Raw genomic sequence first — 19,906 nt, forward strand, 5'->3', positions numbered from 1 at the left:
GGCGCCCCGGCGCGGGGGCCTTTCTCGGGGGGGGGGGCCGGCCCCGGCGGGGGTGCCCTTACGGGGCAGCGGTCACTTCTTGCGGCGACGGCCGCCGGCGGCCTTCTGGGCCTTGCGGCGCTCGGCCCGCGTCATCCCCGCCTCGGCCTCGTCGGCCTCGAAGTCGCCCTCGACCACGCCGCCCTCGCCGTCCACCGTCGGGGCGGAGAAGTGCAGGCGGTCCGGACGCTGCGGGGCGTCCAGGCCCTTGGCCCGGATCTCCGGCCGCGCGGCCGCGGCCACCGCGGGCTCGACGTCCTGCACCGGGACCTCCTCGACCTGCTGCTCGACCTGGACCTCCAGGTTGAACAGGTAGCCGACGGACTCCTCCTTGATGCCCTCCATCATGGCGTTGAACATGTCGAAGCCCTCGCGCTGGTACTCGACCAGCGGGTCCTTCTGGGCCATCGCCCGCAGGCCGATGCCCTCCTGGAGGTAGTCCATCTCGTACAGGTGCTCGCGCCACTTGCGGTCCAGGACCGACAGCACCACGCGCCGCTCCAGCTCGCGCATGATGTCGGAGCCGAGGGCCTTCTCGCGCGCCTCGTACTGCTCGTGGATGTCGTCCTTGACGGACTCCGCGATGAACTCGGCGGTGATCCCCGCGCGGTCGCCCGCGGCCTCCTCCAGCTCCTCCACCGTGACCTTGATCGGGTAGAGCTGCTTGAAGGCACCCCACAGCCGGTCCAGGTCCCACTCCTCGGCGAAGCCCTCGACCGTCTCGGCCGCGATGTAGGCGTCGATCGTGTCGTCCATGAAGAAGCGCACCTGCTCGTGCAGGTCCTCGCCCTCCAGGACGCGGCGGCGCTCGCCGTAGATGACCTCGCGCTGGCTGTTGAGGACCTCGTCGTACTTCAGGACGTTCTTGCGGGTCTCGAAGTTCTGGGTCTCGACCTGCGACTGGGCCGACGCGATCGCGCGCGTCACCATCTTGTTCTCGATCGGCACGTCGTCCGGCACGTTCGCCATCGACATGACGCGCTCGACCATCTGCGCCTTGAACAGCCGCATCAGGTCGTCGCCGAGCGACAGGTAGAACCGGGACTCGCCCGGGTCGCCCTGACGGCCGGAGCGGCCGCGCAGCTGGTTGTCGATACGGCGCGACTCGTGCCGCTCGGTGCCCAGCACGTACAGCCCGCCGAGCGCCTTGACCTCTTCGAACTCGGCCTTCACGGCCGCCTCGGCGCGCTGGAGCGCGGCGGGCAGCGCGTGCGCCCACTCCTCGATGTGCTCCTCCGGGTCGAGGCCCTGCTGGCGCAGCTCGGCCTCGGCGAGGTCGTCCGGGTTGCCGCCGAGCTTGATGTCGGTACCGCGGCCGGCCATGTTGGTGGCGACGGTGACGGCGCCGCGGCGGCCGGCCTGGGCGACGATCGAGGCCTCGCGCTCGTGGTGCTTGGCGTTCAGCACCTCGTGCGGGATGCCCCGCTTGGAGAGCTGCTGGGAGAGGTACTCGGACTTCTCGACCGACGTCGTGCCGACGAGGATCGGCTGGCCCTTCTCGTGCTTCTCCGCGATGTCGTCGACGACGGCGGCGAACTTTGCGACCTCGGTCCGGTAGATCAGGTCCGGCTGGTCCTTGCGGATCATGTCCCGGTTGGTCGGGATCGGGACGACGCCGAGCTTGTAGATCTGGTGGAACTCGGCGGCCTCGGTCATGGCCGTACCGGTCATGCCGGACAGCTTGGTGTAGAGGCGGAAGAAGTTCTGGAGGGTGATCGTGGCGAGCGTCTGGTTCTCGTCCTTGATCTCCACCCCTTCCTTCGCCTCGATCGCCTGGTGCATGCCCTCGTTGTAGCGGCGGCCGGCGAGGATACGGCCGGTGTGCTCGTCGACGATCATGACCTCGCCGTCGATGACGACGTAGTCCTTGTCGCGCTTGAACAGTTCCTTCGCCTTGATGGCGTTGTTCAGGTAGCCGACGAGGGGGGTGTTCACCGACTCGTAGAGGTTCTCGATGCCGAGCCAGTCCTCGACCTTGGCGACACCGGCCTCGTGGATGCCGACGGTGCGCTTCTTCTCGTCGACCTCGTAGTCGCCGGTCTCCTCGATGCCCTTCAGCGGCTGGCCGGCCTCGCCCTTGGTCAGGCGGGTGACCAGCTTGGCGAAGTCGGCGTACCACTTGGTCGCCTGGTCGGCCGGACCGGAGATGATCAGCGGCGTACGGGCCTCGTCGACGAGGATGGAGTCGACCTCGTCGACCACGGCGAAGTTGTGGCCGCGCTGCACCAGCTCGTCCTTCGACCACGCCATGTTGTCGCGCAGGTAGTCGAAGCCGAACTCGTTGTTCGTGCCGTACGTGATGTCGCAGTTGTACTGCTCGCGGCGCTGCGCCGGCGACATGTTCGCCAGGATGCAGCCGACCTCCAGGCCGAGGAACTTGTGCACCCGGCCCATCAGCTCGGAGTCGCGCTCGGCGAGGTAGTCGTTCACCGTGATCAGGTGGACGCCCTTGCCGGACAGGGCGTTCAGGTACGCGGGCAGCGTGCCGACGAGGGTCTTGCCCTCACCGGTCTTCATCTCGGCGACGTAGCCGAGGTGCAGCGCCGCGCCGCCCATGATCTGGACGTCGTAGTGGCGCTGGCCGAGGACGCGCTTGGCGGCCTCGCGGACGGTCGCGAAGGCCTCCGGCAGCAGGTCGTCCAGGCTCTCGCCGTCCTGGTAGCGCTGCTTGTACTCGTCCGTGAGCGCCCGCAACTCGGCGTCGGAGAGGTTGACGAAGTCCTCTTCGATGGAGTTGACCTGGTCCGCGATGCGGTGCAGTTTGCGCAGGATCTTGCCTTCGCCTGCACGCATGAGCTTGTTGAAGACGGACACCGAGGTTTGTCTCCTTGCCGGTCGGGCCTGGGCACTGGTTCGTACGCGGGCACGGAGGGTGGGCCCCACCGCAACGGCCATCGTAAGCGAGGACGCGGTCGCGTCGGGAGGTCCGCCGCATCCGCAGGGCGCGGGCACCCGGAATGAGAACGTGTGCGGCGCCCGGAAGGTGCCGGTGTAACCGAAAACTGTTCGCGGTGTCCCCCGGACAGCCACCAGAATCCGTTCATGGAACCCCTCACACTGAGCACCGAGCGTCTGCGGCTGCGGCCGTTCACCCCGGCGGACGAGGACGAGGTGTACGCGGCCGTGCAGGACCCGGACATCCAGCGCTGGACGATGGTCCCCTCCCCCTACACCCGCGAGGACGCCCGCAGCTTCGTCGGCGAGATGGTCCCGAACGGCTGGCGCGAGGACACCGCCTACAGCTTCGCCGTCCGGCCGGCCGGGGACGGACCGCTGGTCGCGGCCGTCGGCGTCCACGTCCGCGGGCCGGGCAGTTACGAGATCGGCTACTGGACGGCCAAGGAGCACCGGGGCCGCGGCTACATGACCGAGGCCGTCCTGGCCGTGGCCCGCTGGGTCTTCACCGAGGTGGGCGCCGCACGGCTGGAGTGGCGCGCCGAGGCCGGCAACGCCGGTTCGCGCGCCGTCGCCGAGAAGGCCGGCTTCCGCATGGAGGGCGTCCTGCGCGCCGGCCTGGAGAAGAGCGGCACGGTGCGGGACTGCTGGATAGGCGGCCTGCTCCCCTCGGACCTCGGCCTGCCCTCCGCGCTCCCGTACCTGCCCGCTGTCAGTGGGGGGATCTAGGGTGCGGTCATGACGACCGCACCGCCGCCGACCCTGTCCCTGTCCGCCGACGAGGCCCGCCGCATCGCCCTGCGCGCCCAGGGCTTCCTGGGGGCGCCCGACCGGCGCGGCGGGGTCCGGGGCGTGCTGCGCCACCTGGGCGCGGTGCAGCTGGACACGATCTCCGTACTGGCCCGCTCCCACGAGCTGGTCCCGTACGCGCGCCTCGGCGCGGTGGGCCGGGCGGCGGTCGAGTCGGCGTACTGGTCCGACCGGCACGCCTTCGAGTACTGGTCGCACGCGGCCTGCATCCTGCCCATCGAGGAGTGGCCGCACTTCGCCTTCCGGCGGCGGGCGCGCCGGGCCCGCGGCCACCGCTGGCACGTCCTGCAGGACAAGGAGCGCTCGACGAAGGCGGTGCTGGACCGGCTGCGGTCCGACGGGCCGCTCACCTCGACCGGGCTGGGCGGCGCCAAGAACGGCGGCGAGTGGTTCGAATGGTCCGAGACCAAGATCGCCGTGGAGTGGCTGCTGGACACCGGCGAGGTGGTCTGCACGCAGCGGCGCGGCTGGAAGCGGGTGTACGACCTGCCGGAGCGGGCGGTTCCGGATGCCCTGCTCCATGACGACATGGACGACCGCGAGTGCCTGAGGCGCCTGGTGGCGCTGGCCGGCCGGTCCCTCGGCGTCGGCACCCGCGCCGACCTCGCGGACTACCACCGCCTCAAGGGCGAGCAGGTCGACGCCGTGATCGCCGACTCGGGGCTGGTGCCGGTGGAGGTCGAGGGCTGGGGCAGGCCCGCCTGGGCGGACCCGGCCGCGCTGGCCACGGTCCCGCGGGGTCGGCACCGCACGACCCTGCTCTCCCCGTTCGACTCCCTGGTCTGGGACCGCGCCCGCACGGAGCGCGTCTTCGATTTCACCCACCGCCTGGAGGCGTACGTCCCCAAGCCCCGGCGGATACACGGCTACTTCGCGATGCCGCTGCTCGCGGGCGGCCGGCTCCAGGGCCGCGTCGACCCGGCCCGCGAGGGCCGCACCCTGGTGGCCCGCCAGCTCTCCCTGACCGGCCTGAAGGCCGCCCGCCCGATGGCCGAGGCCCTGCGCGAGGCGGCGGAATGGGTCGGCTGCGACACCGTCCGCATCGACCGCACCGCCACCCCCGCCGAGGCCGAGGCCGTCACGGCGGAACTGGCCGCGCTCTAGGCGGCGCTCCGGGCCGCGCTCCCGTGGCACGAGAGCGAGGGCCCGCGGGCTCGGATGGGGGCGGGAGGGGGCGGGGAGCGCGAGCCGGTCAGCGGATTTCGAGGATCTTCTCCCGCATCGCGTACACCACGGCCTCCATCCTGGAATGCAGCTGCAGCTTCTCCAGGATGTTGCGCACGTGGTTCTTCACGGTGTTCTCCGAGATGAACAACTCCTTGGCGATGTCCCGGTTGTTCATCCCGGTCGCCACCAGCTTCAGGACTTCCAGTTCCCGGTCCGTGAGCCGGGGCGCCGGCACGAGCCGCCGCTCGTCCGTCCGCTGGATCATCGACTTGAACTCCGTCAGCAGTTTCGACGCCATCGACGGGCTGATCTGCGACTGGCCGTCCGCCACCGCGCGGATCGCCGTCGCCACCTCGTCGGTGGAGATCTCCTTCAGGAGGTACCCGGTCGCACCCGCCTTGATCGCGTCGTAGAGGTCCGCCTCCTCGTCGCTGATCGTCAGCATGATGATCTTCGCGGAGGGGGCGACCTCCTTGATCGAGGTGCACGCCTCGATCCCGCCGCGCCGGGGCATCCGCACGTCCATCAGCACGATGTCCGGCAGCAGGTCCGCCGCCTTGTCCACCGCCTCCGCGCCGTCACCCGCCTCGCCGACGACCTGGATGTCCTCCTCCTGCGCGAGGACGATCTCCAGCCCGCGCCGGAACAGGGCGTGGTCGTCGACGACGAGCACCCGGATCGGCTCGCCGCCCTCATCGCCGCGCACCGGTCCGAAGCTGTCCGCCATCGTTCCTCCCCCTGCATGTGCCGAGCTCTGGGCCAACCGGACGAGGTCGTCGGCCGGTTGACTGCCCGCCATGATTCCATGCCTGCGCCACCGCGCGCGGGGTCGTCGGCGACCACCTGGCGTATACACGTCGTAAGGGTGCCCCCGGGAAGACCGAACATCCCGGGGGCACCACACCCTCGCACCGCCCGGCCCGGCCGGGCGCGCGGCGTCAGCCGCCGAGCGCGCCGCCCGCGCCCGCACCGGGCTCGGCGGAGCTGGAGGCCTGGTCGGCGTTGAGGTGGATCACGCCGTAGTCGTAGCCGTGGCGCCGGTAGACGACGCTCGGCATCTTGGTCTCGGAGTCGACGAACAGATAGAAGTCGTGGCCGACCAGTTCCATTTCGTAGAGGGCCTGGTCGAGCGACATGGGGGCGGCCGAGTGGGTCTTCTCGCGGACGATGAGCGGGCCTTCGCCCTGCACTTCCAGCGATCCGATCCGCGTGGTCGGGATCGCGTCCTCCTTGCCCTCCGGGACCAGCTGGCCGTTGCCGTTCAGCGACGCGGCGTCCGGCACGGCGTCGGCGACCTCGGCCGCCGAGAGCCGTCCGCTGCCGCGGCGGCTGTGGCGCTTGTCGTGCTGCCTGCGCAGCCGGGCCTCAAGCTTCTCGTGTGCGAGGTCCAGCGCGGCGTACGGGTCGGCGGCAGCGGCCTCGGCACGGATCACCGGGCCGCGCGAGCGCAGGGTGATCTCCACACGGTCGGAACGGTCGGCCTGGCGCGGGTTGTGCTCCTTGGACACCTCGACGTCCATGCTGATGACTTTGCCGTCATACTTCTGGATCTTGTCCACGTTGAGCTTTTCGGCCACGTGCTTGCGGAACCGCTCGGGCACTTCGGTCTTGCGGCCCTTGACGACGATGTCCACGCAGAACTCCGTTCCCGGATAGCTCCGCCTCCTGGGGCGAAGCGTCTCCCTTTCGCACCAGGCTCCGGTGAACACCGGAGCCTCGGACTTGGCGACTTTCACCTCCTCCTCCCCCATCGGCAAGATCTACACCCCACCGACTTCGGAGTCGAGAGACAGCCTCTGACACGAAGTTTCGGAAACGCCGAAACGCACGGTCCGATGCATGGCGCCCAAGGCTCGCCGTTTCCTTACAACCGAACATATCTCTCGATGGCGGTTGTCGGCACCCGCTACCGGCACGTACCTCCGTTCAGGTGGCCATTCCCTCTTACCGGCTGCAACGATGCAGCTTCCCCTGCAGTTCCGAAACTATTCACCCGATCACCGCCCTGGACGGATCTTCGACCGGATCCGTACGAAGGACCCGGCCGGCGCCGCCACCACGGCCGCCCCCGCCACCGGTCCGAGCCCCGCGGCACGCACCGCCCGGGCCGCCTCCGCCAGCGTGGCTCCCGTGGTGATCAGGTCGTCCACCAGCACGATCCGCGCCGCCCCCGGCCGCGCCCCTCCCGGAGCCACCGCCGACGCCCCTCCCGGCACCACCGCCAGCGCGCCCGCCAGGTTCTCCCGCCGCTCCCGCGCCCCCAGGGCCGCCTGGTCCGCCACCGGCCGCCGCTGGCGCAGTACGGACGCCACGCGCGCCGCGCAACCGGCCCGCCGCAGCCGCCTCGCCGCCGCCAGGGCGATCCGGCGCGCCGGATCGTGCCCGCGCGCGCGGACCTGCGCCCGCGCCGAGGGCACCGGGACGAGCACCAGCTCCCGGCCGGGCCCGCCCGAGCACACCGCCGCCGCCAGCGCGGCGCCCAGCGGCCCGGCCAGCGGCAGCGCACCGCGTTCCTTGTGCGCCAGTACGACCGCCCGTACGGCACCCTCGTACGCGGCGGCGGCATGCACCGGCGGCAGCCCCCGCGGCGCGGGCGAGGGCCGTACGGGCCCGGCCGCCGCGCCGCTCAGCGCCTCAGCGCAGCGCGGGCACAGCACCGCCCGCGCGGCCCCGCACCCCGCGCAGTCCATCGGCAGCACCAGCCCGGCCAGCTCCTGCCACCACACCCGCATGCAGCCACTGTGCCGGGGCCGTTGCCCGCCCGCCACCCCTGTGGACAACCGCGCGGACGCAGCCCGGCCCGCAGCCCGGGGACGTCAGCCGGGGACGTCAGCCGGGGTAGACCGGCGCCCGGCCGCCCGCCGCCACCGTGCGCCACTGCGCCCCCGGCGGCAGCCACACGATCCCGTCCTCGTCCGAGCACGCGACCACGGGCTTCTTCTCGTCCTCGGTCGCCGTGACCGCGACCAGCCCGGTCGCCCCCGGCAGACCCGCCGCGACCATGGAGCCGTCCGCCAGCATGTACCGGGCCTGCACGACCCCGCCGCTCTCCCGGCCCACCACCAGCAGCCGGCCCCGCGGCGCCCAGCTCAGCGCCGTCACGCTCGCCATCTGCGGGGCCGCCGGACGCAGCTCGCGCACGGCCACCGGCGCCGCCGCGTCCGTCTTGCCCTCGGACCGTTCGATCCGCCCGACGAAGAGCCGGTTGCGGTTCTGGTTCTGCACGAGCAGCGCGATCCGCACCCCGTCGGGCGCCGCCTTCAGCGCGGTGATCCGCCCGCCGTCGAGCCCCGGGACCTCGACCTTCTGCGGGCTCCCGGTGCCGCCCGGCACCCGGTACAGCGCCGCGTTCTGCGGGTCCTGGTCGGCGACCCACAGATCGCCCGCCGCGTCCCAGCTCGGCGCCCCGAGCCCGTTCGGCTTGCCGCCCTTGCTGGTCAGCAGCGGCTGCGGCATCGTGCCGGCGGTGGTCGTGTTGACCAGGTAGAGCCCGTGCCCGTCCTCGGAGACCACGGCCGCGCGCTTCTCGTCGTACGAGACGGCCGCCGAGCCGACCTTGAAGGCGGCGGTCGCGGCCAGCGGGCCGGGCACCAGATCGGGCTTGTACTGCTGGTCCTCGCTGGTCACGTCGAGCTTCATCCGCACGAGCCGGCTGTCGCCGTCGACGTAGTACTGGAAGCCGGGGCTCGGGATCCGGTGCGCGAGAGCCGACGCCGCCGCGTTCGTCACCGAGCACAGCGAGGACCGGTCCGAGCGCAGCAGCTCGACCCGCGACAGCTGGGAGGCCGTCAGGTCCTGGACGGTGAAGAGCAGTTGGGTGGCCATCTTCTGGCACTGCGGCTGCGCGACGTTGTCGGCCTTGTCGTTCAGCGGCACCCGCAGCGTGTTCTGGCCGTCGTACGAAAGGGTCTTGGTGCCCTCGCGCAGCTCCGTACCGGCGGGGAAGCTCGAAGTGACCACGGGGGCCAGCCACTTGGACGGCCCGGCGAACAGCGACTGGACGGTCTGCGTGGTCGGGTCCATCCGCGAGTCGGGGTCACTGCGCTGGCGTACGTACACGGGGTCGGCGACGAGCGTGCCGCCCGCGAAGTAGTACTTGTTGACGGGCATGTAGATGCGCTGGAAGTCGGACTCGCCGAGCACGAGGCTGCTGGGCGGGGTGGCGATCCGCCACTCCTTGTTCTCCTTGACCAGCGTGAGGAACTCCTCGTACCGCCCGCCCGAGGTCTCCGGCTGGTACGCGCTGCGCTCGTCGACCGTCGCGAGCTTGGTGCCGCTGACCTTGAAGCGGGGGTCGGAGGAGTCCTTCTCGCCCTGGACGGAGACCCGGTCGAGGCCGGCGGAGAGCACGGTGACGGCCGAGCCGGGCTTCCAGTTCTTCGCCGCCTCCTGCGTGAGGTACTTGCGCGCGGTCTGCAGCTGCGGGTCGTCGCTGGTCATGGCCTCCAGGAAGCCGTCGACGATGTCCTGGGCGCTGGCCTTCTCGGCCGGCGGCACGCCGAAGACCCGGACCTGCGAGTCGACCCCCTGCGAGGCCCGTACCTCGCGGATCTCCCCGTGGTCGGGCATGGAGGCGCAGCCGGCGAGGACCAGCGCGGCCGCCCCGAACGCGCAGGCGCGGCCCGCCCGCCGCCGGCGGACGCCGCCGTCCCTGGATACCCGTGCGGGCTCAGCGTCCACCTGCGCCATCCTCCTGTGCTGCCGGCCGGCCGGCGGCCGTGCGGTCCGGCGTGCGGACGGTCCCGCCCTGCGCGCCGGACGCGGTGTCCTTCGTACGCGGCGCCGGGTCCTGCGCCGGAGCCGCCGCGTCCTGCGGGGTCCCGGCGGCCCGGTCCGCCGTCCTGTCGGCTGCGCCGTTGGCCGGGCGGTCGGCCGTCCCGTTGGCCGTCCCGTTGGCCGGGCGGGCCACCACCCGGGCCCCGTTGCCGGGCAGCGCCGTCGGGTCCGCCGGCACCGGAACGGCCCCGGCGACCGCCGAGCGCGGCGGTATCGGCGAGCGCTCGGGCCGCCCCGCGTCCCGCGCAGGCACCTGCGGGACCGCCCCGGCACCGGCCGCCTCGGCCGCCGCCCTGGCCCGGTTGGCCCGCGAGTCCTCCGGCTCCAGCGGGATCGGGGAGCCCCGCAGCGGCTCGTCCGCCGTGCGCGGCAGGGTCAGCCGGAACTGCGAGCCGCCGCCCGGCTCTCCCCAGGCCTGGAGCCAGCCGCCGTGCAGCCGGGCGTCCTCGACGGCGATGGACAGGCCGAGCCCCGTCCCGCCGGTCGTGCGCGCCCGCGCGGGGTCGGCCCGCCAGAAGCGGTTGAACACGCGGGTGGCCTCGCCCGGCTTGAGCCCGACGCCGTAGTCCCGTACGGCCACCGCGACGGCCCCGCCCGCGGAGGCGAGCCGGACCACCACATCGCGCCCCTCGCCGTGCTCCACGGCGTTGACGACGAGGTTGCGCAGGACCCGCTCCACGCGCCGGGCGTCGGCCTCGGCTATGACGGGCTGGGTGTCGCCGAGCACCCGGATGCGGGTGCCCTTGTGCTCCGCGAGCGGCTCGGCGCCGTCGATGACCCGGCGTACGACGTCCCGCAGGTCGATCGGCTCCGCCTCCAGGGCCGCGGCCCCCGCATCGAACCGGCTGATCTCCAGCAGGTCCGCGAGCAGCGACTCGAAGCGGTCGAGCTGCCCGGCCAGCAGCTCCGCGGACCGCGCCGTGATCGGGTCGAAGTCCACCCGGGCGTCGTGGATGACATCGGCGGCCATCCGGACCGTCGTCAGCGGCGTCCGCAGCTCGTGCGAGACGTCGGAGACGAACCGGCGCTGCATCCGGGACAGGTCCTCCAACTGCTGGATCTTGTTCTGGAGGTTCTGCGCCATCTTGTTGAACGCCTCGCCGAGCCGGGCGATGTCGTCCTCGCCGGTGACCTTCATCCGCTCCTGCAGCCGCCCCGCCGAAAGCCGCTCGGCGATCCCGGCGGCCATGCGCACGGGGGTGACGATCTGGCGTACGACCAGCCACGCGATCGCGCTGAGCAGCACCACGACGAACAGGCCCGCGGTCGCGATGGTGCTCTTGACCAGGTTGAGGGACTCTTCCTCCTGCGTCAGCGGGAAGAGGTAGTACAGGTCGTACGGGTCGCCGTTGATGTCGGTGAGCCGCTTGCCCACGACCAGCGCGGGCCCGGGCGCCTTGGCCCCCGCCCCGGCGGTGTAGCGGATCTGGGAAAACGTCTTGAAGGTGCCGGTCGCGTGGTTGACGGACCGCCGCAGGGCGGGCGGGACGCTCGCGGTCGGGTCGACGTTGCCGGAAGCGCGGGCTCCCTTGACGCCCGAGACGGCGGATCCGCCCGGCGGCTGCGCGTCGCTCCCGCTCCCCGTACCGGCACCGAGCGCGACCACCTCGAAGGCGGTCTGCCCGCCACTGGCGAGCTGTTTGACCAGCGAGTTCATCCAGGTACTGGCGTCCCGGCCCACCTTGTTGTCGGTGGCGTCGGGCCCGTCGACGGTGGACGGCGTGTTGGCCTTCTCCTGCGCCACGGCGAAACCGCCCGCGGCCTGGCTCTGCGCGGCCTCCTCCTTGGCGTCCAGCAGCCCCTTGCTGACCTGCGCGATCACCACGAAACCGAGGGCGAGGACCACCGCCAGCGACATCAGCAGCGTGGCGGCGACCACCCGCAGCTGGATGTTGCGCCGCCACAGCCGGACAGCCGGAAGCAGCGGCCGCTGTACGAGGCGTACGAACAGCCGCAGCACGGGGCCGCCGGGCGCTCCGTCCTGGAGCAGCCGGCCGCCCCGCAGGACCCCCCGGCGGGAGCCGCTCCGGGGCTTGCCGGGCTGCACGTCAGCTGGGTCCGGCCTTGTAGCCGACACCGCGCACCGTCACGACGATCTCGGGGCGCTCCGGGTCCTTCTCGACCTTGGAGCGCAGCCGCTGCACGTGCACGTTGACCAGGCGGGTGTCCGCCGCGTGCCGGTAGCCCCACACCTGCTCCAGCAGCACCTCGCGGGTGAACACCTGCCAGGGCTTGCGGGCGAGGGCGACCAGCAGGTCGAACTCCAGCGGGGTCAGCGCGATGGAAGCGCCGTCCCGCTTGACCGAGTGCCCGGCCACGTCGATGACCAGGTCACCGATGGCCAGCTGCTCGGGCGCGGGCTCCTCCGACCGGCGCAGGCGGGCTCTGATCCGGGCCACCAGCTCCTTCGGCTTGAACGGCTTGACGATGTAGTCGTCGGCACCGGACTCCAGGCCCACCACGACGTCGACCGTGTCGCTCTTGGCGGTGAGCATCACGATCGGCACCCCGGATTCGGCACGGATCAGCCTGCACACCTCTATGCCGTCCCGTCCGGGCAGCATGAGGTCGAGCAGCACCAGGTCCGGCTTCGCCTCCCGGAAGGCAGCCAGTGCCTTGTCGCCGTCCGCTACGAACGACGGCTCAAAACCTTCTCCACGCAGCACAATGCCGAGCATCTCGGCCAGCGCGGTGTCGTCGTCGACGACAAGGACGCGTCCCTTCATGGTTGACATCATCCCATTAGCCAATCGTTACCTGGCGGTGAGCTGTCCCACAGCCAAAAAGGCTGGAAATCGACCCTCGGACCTGGGTGGGGACCAGACCGACCAGTGTGCCCCGGATCCGGGCGACAATTGAAGGCACGGACGACCGGGGATACAGGGGGGACGGCCCGTCCCTTCAACGTTCCCACGTGGCACGATGGCAGCCGACCAGCGCCCCCGCCCCACAGGTGCACGCGAAGGAGCGACGATGAACGACTCTCCGGGCTGGGCTACGCCCGGATCCTCCCCGTCCGACGGCGAGCGGCCGGGCGCACCCGACGGGCAGAGCGGCGACGGCACGGCGCCACCCGCCGCGGGCGGCCAGAAGTGGTCCGCGCAGCAGCCGCCGCCCGGCGACTGGTCGAGCCCCGGCCTGCCCCAGGCCCCGCCGCAGCAGCAGCCCCAGCCGGCACAGCCCGGCGCCGGCCAGTACGGCCACGGCTACGCCCGCTCGGGCGGCCCCGGCCAGTGGGGCGGCCAGTGGGGCAAGCCCCCGGCGGCCAAGCCCGGCGTGATCCCGCTGCGCCCGCTGGGCGTGGGCGAGATCCTCGACGGCGCGGTCGCCGCGATCCGCACCCACTGGCGGTCGGTCCTGTCGCTCACCGGTGTCGTGGCCGTGTGCGTACAGGTCGGCAACGTCCTCCTGCAGAAGAACCTGCTCTCCCGGATCAACCTGGAGTCCTTCGAGCCGGGCGCCCAGCCCACCATGGACGAGATCAACGACCTCTTCGCCGGCACGCTGCTGCTCGGCGGCGGCGCCCTCTTCCTCCAGCTCGTCGCGGGACTCCTGGTCACCTCGATGCTGACGATGATCTTCAGCCGGGCAGTCCTGGGACGGCCCTCGACCGTCTCCGCCGCCTGGCGCGAGGCCCGCCCGCAGCTGCCGAAGCTGCTCGGCCTGACCCTGCTGACCGGGCTCGGAGCGATCCTCATCGGGGCCGTCCTCATCCTCCCCGGCGTCCTGATGCAGAGCGTCGGCCTGATCGTCCTCGGCGTCCCCGCCGCGCTCGTGCTGATCACCTGGCTGTGGATCCGGTTCAGCCTGGCCTCGCCCGCCCTGATGCTGGAACGGGCGTCGATCCTCACCGCGTTCGCGCGCTCCGCCCGGCTGGTCAGGGGCTCGTGGTGGCGGATCTTCGGCATCACCCTCCTGACGGGCCTGATCACCTCCTTCCTCGCCGGCATGATCGGGGGCGTCTTCAACGCCATCGCCTTCGCCCTCTTCGGCGGCGGCGTCAGCGGCATGCTCGGCACCACCGCCCCGCCCGACAGCTGGGGCTACCTGATCACGGCCGCGATCGGCGGGATCATCGGCCTGGTGATCACCATGCCGATGCAGTCGGGCGTCACCGTCCTGCTCTACGTCGACCAGCGCATCCGCCGCGAGGCCCTCGACCTGGAGCTCGCCCGGGCGGCGGGCCTGGAGGACTACGGCACGGAAGCGGCCGCGCCGCCGACCGGGAACTGATGCGCCGATGAAGGGTTGGGGGGACCTCATCAGCCGGGCGATCACACCGGCGGCGGAACCGCCGGTGACCACACCGCGGGACGGCGCCCGCGAGGCGGCCGAACGCGAACTGTCGAAGCCGATGTACCACGAGCACGATCCGGGCCTGCTCCAGCGCGCCCTGAACCGGTTCTGGGAATGGGTCGGCGACCTCTTCGACCACGCCTCGGCCGCCACCCCGGGCGGCGCGCTCGGCCTCACCGCCGTCGCCGCCCTGGCCGTCCTGGCCCTGGCCGCCCTGTGGTGGCGGCTCGGCACCCCCCGCCGGACCGCCAAGGCCGCGGCCACCCTGTTCGACGACGCCCCGCGCAGCGCCGCGGACCACCGCACCGCCGCCGAGGCCCACGCCGCGGCCGGGCGCTGGAGCGAAGCCGTCCAGGAACGCATGCGCGCCATCGTCCGCTCCCTGGAGGAGCGCGCCCTCCTCGACCCCCGGCCGGGCCGCACCGCCGACGAGGCCGCCGCCGAAGCCGCGCGCTCCCTCCCCGCCCACACCGCGGACCTGCGCGCGGCGGCCCGCACCTTCGACGACGTCACCTACGGCGGCCGCACCGCCGACGCCGACACCTACACCCGCCTGCGCACCCTGGACCTCGCCCTCCCGCACACGAAGCCCCTCCTGACGGGACCCACGGCATGACCCCCACCCCGTCCCCGGACCCCACCCCCACAGGCCCTACGGAAGCCACCCCCCGGGCCGCCGAAGCCCCGCAGAACGCTGCCACCCCTGACGCTCGCCCAGCCGCCACCGCCCCGACCGCCGAGGGCGACCCCGCCCTCCCCGGAGGGGAAGCCGACGCGCCGACCCCTCCGGCCGAAACCGCAGGAAGCGCCCGCCCCAAACCCCCAGGCACCCCTCACACGTCCCCCGCCACGGGCGCCGGTACAGGTACCCACGCACCGGGCGGAGCGGCCGCGCAGGGCGGTACGGGCGCTCCCGCGACGGCAACCGGAACCACGCCCGCCACCGGAGCAGGCGCCCCCCTCGCCGACGCACGGCCCGCAGACAGCGCCGGGCCCACACCCCCGGGCACCCCCCACACCGCCGCGGGGGCCCCGGCACCGTCCGGAGCCACCACCGAGGGCCACCCCGCCACGACGCAGCCCAGGTCCAGCACACCGACCCCTCCAGCCGGAGCCGCAGACAACGCCCCGCCCACGCCCCCCGGCACCGCTCAGGCGGCCCCTCGTACGGGTACGGGTACGGGTGCCCCAGCAGGGGACGGAGCGGCCGCCGAGGGCGGTACGGGCGCCGTCACGACAGCAACCGGACCGAGCCCCGCCCCCGACGCAGGCGCCCCCCTCGCCGACGCACGGCCTTCGGCCATCACCCGGCACACCCCTCACCCCGGCGAAGGCGCCGCTGCGGGCCACCCCGCCCTCCCCGAAAGCGAAGCCCCCACCACGGCCCCGCCCAAGGCCGCCGACGCGCCGACGCCTCCGGCCGTAGCCGCGCACAGCGCCCGGCCCGCACCCCCGGCCGCAGCTCACGCAGCCCCCGGCACGGGTGCCCCGGCAGCCGACCCAGCGGCCGCCGAGGGCGTTCCGGCCGCCCCCACGACGGCAACCGACACCGGGCCCACCACCACTGCAGGCTCCGTCCGGCCCACCGCCACCGCACGCCCCGCACTCACCCCGGCAGGGCTCTGGCGGCGGGCGCGTGGCGTGTTCCTCGGGCTCGGAATCCTGCTCGTCGGCGCCGTCACTCTGGCCGCCCTCGGCTCCGACAGCCGGCACGGCCACCTCGACCCCCGCTCCGCCGACCCCGCCGGCAGCCAGGCCGTCGCCGAGCTGCTCAAGGCCCGCGGGGTCGCCACCCGCGTGGTCACCACCGCCGACGAGGCCGCCGAGGCCGCCGGACCCCGCACGACCCTGCTCGTCACCGACCCCGACCGGCTCGGGGAGGACCAGCGGCGCGCCATCCGCTCCGCCATCGACCTTTCCGGCGGCCGTACCGTCCTCCTCGCCCCCGGCCCCCGCAGCCTCCCCGACCTGGCCCCCGCCACCCGCTCCAAGGGATACGCCGACGAGGACGTCCTCGACCCCGCCTGCGCTCTGCCCGCGGCCACCTCCGCCGGACGCGCCGCCACCGGCGGGGACCTCCGCTACGCCCCCGTGGGCGCCGGAACCGCCTGCTACCCCAGCGGCGGCAGCCCCACCCTCCTCGTCCTGCCCTCCACCACCACCGGCGGCGACACCGTCCTCCTCGGCTCCGAGCAGATCCTGCTCAACCGCAACCTCGCCGACGAGGGCAACGCCTCCCTCGCCCTCCAGCTCCTCGGCTCCCGCTCCGAGCTCGTCTGGTACCTGCCCTCCCTCACGGACACCGCCGACACCGAGGCCGACACGCAGCAGGGCTTCCTGGAGCTGATCCCGGCCGGCTGGAGCTGGGCCCTGCTCCAGCTCTTCGTCGCCGCCGCGCTCGCCGCGCTCTGGCGCGCCCGCCGCCTCGGCCCGCTCGTCACCGAGCAGCTGCCCGTCGCCATCCGCGCCTCCGAGGCCACCGAGGGCCGGGCCCGCCTCTACCGCAAGGCCGCGGCCCGCGACCGCGCAGCCACCGTCCTGCGGGCCGCCGCCCGCGAACGCCTCGCCGCCCTGGTCGGCGTACCGCCGGCCCGCGCCCACGACCCGGCCACCCTGGTCCCCGCCGTATCCGCCCGCCTCACCGGCGCCGCCGCACCCGACCCGGCCGCCCTCCTCTTCGGCCCCGCCCCCGCCGACGACGCGACACTGGTCGCGCTCGCCGACCACCTCGACGCCCTCGAAAGAGAGGTCCGCACCTCATGACGGCCACCACGGACAGCGCCCGCTCCTCCCTGGAAGCGATCCGCACCGAGATCGGGAAGGCCGTCGTCGGCCAGGATTCGGCCGTCACCGGTCTCGTCGTCGCCCTGCTGTGCCGCGGCCACGTCCTCCTCGAAGGGGTGCCCGGCGTCGCCAAGACCCTCCTCGTACGGGCCCTCGCCGCCTCCCTCGAACTCGACACCAAGCGCGTCCAGTTCACCCCGGACCTGATGCCGAGCGATGTCACCGGCTCGCTCGTCTACGACGCCCGCACCGCCGAGTTCTCCTTCCAGAACGGCCCGGTCTTCACCAACCTCCTCCTCGCGGACGAGATCAACCGGACCCCGCCCAAGACCCAGTCGTCCCTCCTGGAGGCAATGGAGGAACGCCAGGTCACCGTCGACGGCACCCCGCGCCGCCTGCCGGAGCCCTTCCTCGTCGCCGCCACCATGAACCCGGTCGAGTACGAGGGCACGTACCCCCTCCCCGAGGCCCAACTGGACCGCTTCCTGCTGAAACTGACGGTCCCCCTGCCGTCCCGCGCGGACGAGATCGGCGTCCTCACCCGGCACGCCGCGGGCTTCGACCCGCGCGACCTCCACGCCGCCGGCGTACGCCCCGTCGCCGGCGCGGCCGAGCTCGAAGCCGCCCGCGAGGCCGTCGCGAAGGTGTCCGTCTCCCCCGAGATCGCCGGGTACGTCGTCGACATCTGCCGGGCCACCCGCGAATCGCCGTCCCTCACGCTCGGCGTCTCCCCGCGCGGCGCGACCGCCCTGCTGGCCACCTCCCGCGCCTGGGCCTGGCTCACCGGCCGCGACTACGTCACCCCCGACGACGTCAAGGCCCTCGCCCTGCCCACCCTGCGCCACCGCGTCCAACTGCGCCCGGAGGCCGAGATGGAGGGCGTCACGGCCGACGCCGTCATCACCGCCATCCTGTCCCACGTACCCGTCCCCCGCTGATGGCCCTCACCGGACGCGCCGCCCTGCTGGCGGCCCTCGGCAGCATCCCCGTCGGCATCCTCGAACCGAGCTGGACGGGGATGCTCGCGGTCAACGGCCCGCTGGCCCTGGCCTGCGCCGTCGACTACGCCCTGGCCGCGCCGGTACGGCGGCTCGCCCTGGCCCGCTCCGGCGACACCTCCATCCGCCTCGGGGAACCGGCGGAGGTGCACCTCACCGTCACCAACCCGGGCAAGCGCCCGCTCCGGGCCGACCTCCGCGACGCCTGGCCCCCGAGCAGCTGGCTGCCCGGCACGGAGCCGGGGGCCTCCCGCCACCGGCTGGTGGTCCCGCCGGGCGAACGCCGCCGGGTCACCACCCGCCTGCTGCCCACCCGCCGCGGGGACCGCCGGGCGGACCGGGTGACGATCCGTTCGTACGGGCCGCTCGGCCTGCTGTCCCGCCAGGGCACCCACACCGTCCCCTGGACGGTCCGGGTCCTGCCTCCGTTCGCCAGCCGCAAGCACCTGCCTTCGCGGCTGGCGCGACTGCGCGAACTGGACGGCCGCACCAGCCTCCTGACGCGCGGTGAGGGCACCGAGTTCGACAGCCTGCGCGACTACGTCCCCGGCGACGACACCCGCTCCATCGACTGGCGGGCCACCGCCCGCCAGGACAAGGTGGCCGTCCGCACCTGGCGTCCGGAACGCGACCGGCACATCCTGATCTGCCTGGACACCGGCCGCACCTCGGCGGGCCGCGTCGCGGACGCCCCCCGTCTGGACTCCGCCATGGACGCGGCCCTGCTGCTCGCGGCGCTGGCCTCGCGCGCGGGAGACCGCGTCGACCTGCTGGCCCACGACCGCCGGGCCCGCGCCCTGGTCCAGGGCCGCTCGGCCGGGGAGATCCTGCCGGCCTTCGTGAACGCGATGGCCACGCTGGAACCGGAGCTCGTCGAGACCGACGCCCGCACCCTCGTCTCCACCATCCTGCGCAGCGCCCCGCGCCGCTCGCTGGTGGTCCTGCTGACGAGCCTGGACGCGGCCGTCCTGGAAGAGGGCCTGCTCCCGCTCCTCCCCCGCCTCACCCAGCGCCACACGGTCCTGCTGGCCTCCGTCGCCGACCCGCACGTCGAGGAGATGACGAAGTCACGCGGCACACCGGAGGCGGTGTACGAGGCCGCCGCGGGCACCCAGTCCCAGGCGGCCCGCCGCCGCACGGCGGAGCAGTTGGCCCGCCACGGCGTCCACGTCGTCGACGCCACCCCCGCCACCCTGGCCCCGTCCCTGGCCGACGCCTACCTGGCCCTGAAGGCCGCGGGCCGCCTCTGAACACCCTTCACCTGACAGAGTGACGCGCCCCCGTTCCAGCGTCCCCTGCGGCAGCCCGCCCATAGTCTGCACTCGTGACCCAACGTTGGACCGTCGAGATCGAACCCGAGGTTCGCGATTGGCTGGACTCACTTCCGGTGGCTCATTACCGAGCGGTGGAACGTCACGCGGACCGTCTCGCAGGGTCCCCGACCACACTCGGGGAGCCCTATTCCCGGCACCTCGACGGCCCGGTCCGCGAGTTACGTTTCATCCTTGAGACCACGGCTGTGCGCATCACCTACTGGCTCGCCCCCGGCCGCCGTATCGTGTTCCTGACGGTCTTCCGTAAGTCCCGTATGCGGGAGGAGTCGCAAGTTCAACGGGCGCTCTGGAAGCAGAAGGAATGCGAGTCGGGGCACCCAGCCGCCGACGACACCTACCACCGCGCTACACCTACCACCGCGCTTTGGAGGAGCTGCAGTGACGAAGGGGTACCACACCCGGTGGGACGTCCCGGAAGCCCATCGTGCGAGCCCGGCGTACATCGAGGCCGGCGCCGCCATCGCGCTGGGGCAAGCAGTCTACGACCGCCGCATGGCGCTCGATCTCTCCCCGAGCGAGGTCGCCCAGCTGGCGGGGCTGTCGGAGGCAGACATCGAGCAGATCGAGGGCGGAGCAGTAGCCCCCAAGCTGGCGCTTCTGCATGCCTTGGCCCGCGCGCTCGACGCCAAGCTCGATCTCTCGATCGATGCAGACGACACCTTCGTCCGCTTCACCGCCCACGCTGCATAACGTGCGCCGCCAGTCAGTCGGTGAAACGGGCCGTGAACGCAGAAAAGCCCCGCACCAGATACCTGGTGCGGGGCTTCCCGCAATGATTGTTCGGCGGCGTCCTACTCTCCCACAGGG

Annotated in this window: 15 protein-coding genes and 1 pseudogene; 9 read left to right on the forward strand and 7 right to left on the reverse strand. The window is 73.0% G+C overall.

Annotated elements, in window-relative coordinates; genetic code table 11:
• Positions 1-72 precede the first annotated feature (72 nt).
• Positions 73-2,853, reverse strand: coding sequence for a preprotein translocase subunit SecA (gene secA, locus ABZ128_RS34055; RefSeq protein WP_356853591.1), 2,781 nt, complete (start codon positions 2,851-2,853; stop codon positions 73-75).
• Between the two features lie 228 nt (positions 2,854-3,081).
• Between secA and ABZ128_RS34060 the strand changes: the two genes are divergently transcribed.
• Positions 3,082-3,663, forward strand: coding sequence for a GNAT family N-acetyltransferase (locus ABZ128_RS34060; RefSeq protein ID WP_356853593.1), 582 nt, complete (start codon positions 3,082-3,084; stop codon positions 3,661-3,663).
• 9 nt (positions 3,664-3,672) lie between these two features.
• Complete coding sequence (locus ABZ128_RS34065; RefSeq protein WP_356853594.1) at positions 3,673-4,848, forward strand: crosslink repair DNA glycosylase YcaQ family protein; 1,176 nt, start codon at positions 3,673-3,675, stop codon at positions 4,846-4,848.
• Between the two features lie 88 nt (positions 4,849-4,936).
• Here the strand turns inward: ABZ128_RS34065 and ABZ128_RS34070 are convergent, their stop codons facing one another.
• From ABZ128_RS34070 to mtrA, 6 genes are all read right to left on the reverse strand, one after another.
• The gene (locus ABZ128_RS34070) at positions 4,937-5,638 is read right to left on the reverse strand and encodes a response regulator transcription factor (RefSeq protein ID WP_030300047.1); all 702 of its coding nucleotides are present in this window, start codon (positions 5,636-5,638) and stop codon (positions 4,937-4,939) included.
• A gap of 211 nt (positions 5,639-5,849) precedes the next feature.
• Positions 5,850-6,545 (reverse strand): ribosome-associated translation inhibitor RaiA, encoded by a 696-nt coding sequence (gene raiA, locus ABZ128_RS34075; protein WP_356853596.1) that lies wholly within the window; start codon positions 6,543-6,545, stop codon positions 5,850-5,852.
• 363 nt (positions 6,546-6,908) lie between these two features.
• Positions 6,909-7,643: a ComF family protein gene (locus tag ABZ128_RS34080; protein ID WP_356853598.1), complete on the reverse strand. Its 735-nt coding sequence runs from the start codon at positions 7,641-7,643 to the stop codon at positions 6,909-6,911.
• A 97-nt stretch (positions 7,644-7,740) separates the two neighbouring features.
• Positions 7,741-9,591: an LpqB family beta-propeller domain-containing protein gene (locus ABZ128_RS34085; RefSeq protein WP_356853599.1), complete on the reverse strand. Its 1,851-nt coding sequence runs from the start codon at positions 9,589-9,591 to the stop codon at positions 7,741-7,743.
• Complete coding sequence (gene mtrB / locus ABZ128_RS34090) at positions 9,581-11,734, reverse strand: MtrAB system histidine kinase MtrB (protein ID WP_356853600.1); 2,154 nt, start codon at positions 11,732-11,734, stop codon at positions 9,581-9,583. The genes ABZ128_RS34085 and mtrB overlap by 11 nt, the downstream gene beginning before the upstream one ends.
• 1 nt (position 11,735) lies before the next feature.
• Complete coding sequence (mtrA, locus tag ABZ128_RS34095) at positions 11,736-12,425, reverse strand: two-component system response regulator MtrA (protein ID WP_189747360.1); 690 nt, start codon at positions 12,423-12,425, stop codon at positions 11,736-11,738.
• 235 nt (positions 12,426-12,660) lie between these two features.
• Here mtrA and ABZ128_RS34100 point away from each other — a divergent pair, with 235 nt between their 5' ends.
• From ABZ128_RS34100 to ABZ128_RS34130, 7 genes and pseudogenes are all read left to right on the forward strand, one after another.
• Complete coding sequence (locus tag ABZ128_RS34100; protein ID WP_356853601.1) at positions 12,661-13,920, forward strand: hypothetical protein; 1,260 nt, start codon at positions 12,661-12,663, stop codon at positions 13,918-13,920.
• A gap of 7 nt (positions 13,921-13,927) precedes the next feature.
• The gene (locus ABZ128_RS34105; protein WP_356853602.1) at positions 13,928-14,599 is read left to right on the forward strand and encodes a DUF4129 domain-containing protein; all 672 of its coding nucleotides are present in this window, start codon (positions 13,928-13,930) and stop codon (positions 14,597-14,599) included.
• A gap of 1,025 nt (positions 14,600-15,624) precedes the next feature.
• Complete coding sequence (locus tag ABZ128_RS34110; protein ID WP_356853603.1) at positions 15,625-16,746, forward strand: DUF4350 domain-containing protein; 1,122 nt, start codon at positions 15,625-15,627, stop codon at positions 16,744-16,746.
• On the forward strand, positions 16,743-17,705 hold the full coding sequence (locus ABZ128_RS34115; RefSeq protein WP_356853604.1) for a MoxR family ATPase: 963 nt from the start codon (positions 16,743-16,745) through the stop codon (positions 17,703-17,705). The genes ABZ128_RS34110 and ABZ128_RS34115 overlap by 4 nt, the downstream gene beginning before the upstream one ends.
• A complete protein-coding gene (locus ABZ128_RS34120) occupies positions 17,705-19,015 on the forward strand; it encodes a DUF58 domain-containing protein (RefSeq protein WP_356853606.1) in 1,311 nt (436 codons plus the stop codon). Before ABZ128_RS34115 ends, ABZ128_RS34120 begins: the two co-directional genes overlap by 1 nt.
• A gap of 74 nt (positions 19,016-19,089) precedes the next feature.
• Positions 19,090-19,344: pseudogene (locus ABZ128_RS34125) on the forward strand (type II toxin-antitoxin system RelE/ParE family toxin); the annotation flags it as partial.
• Positions 19,345-19,477: 133 nt separating this feature from the next.
• On the forward strand, positions 19,478-19,789 hold the full coding sequence (locus tag ABZ128_RS34130) for a helix-turn-helix domain-containing protein (protein WP_356853607.1): 312 nt from the start codon (positions 19,478-19,480) through the stop codon (positions 19,787-19,789).
• Positions 19,790-19,906: the final 117 nt, after the last annotated feature.

Origin of the sequence: Streptomyces sp. NPDC006326 (assembly GCF_040612915.1) — a bacterium.
In the GTDB taxonomy this organism is placed as follows: Bacteria; Actinomycetota; Actinomycetes; order Streptomycetales; family Streptomycetaceae; genus Streptomyces.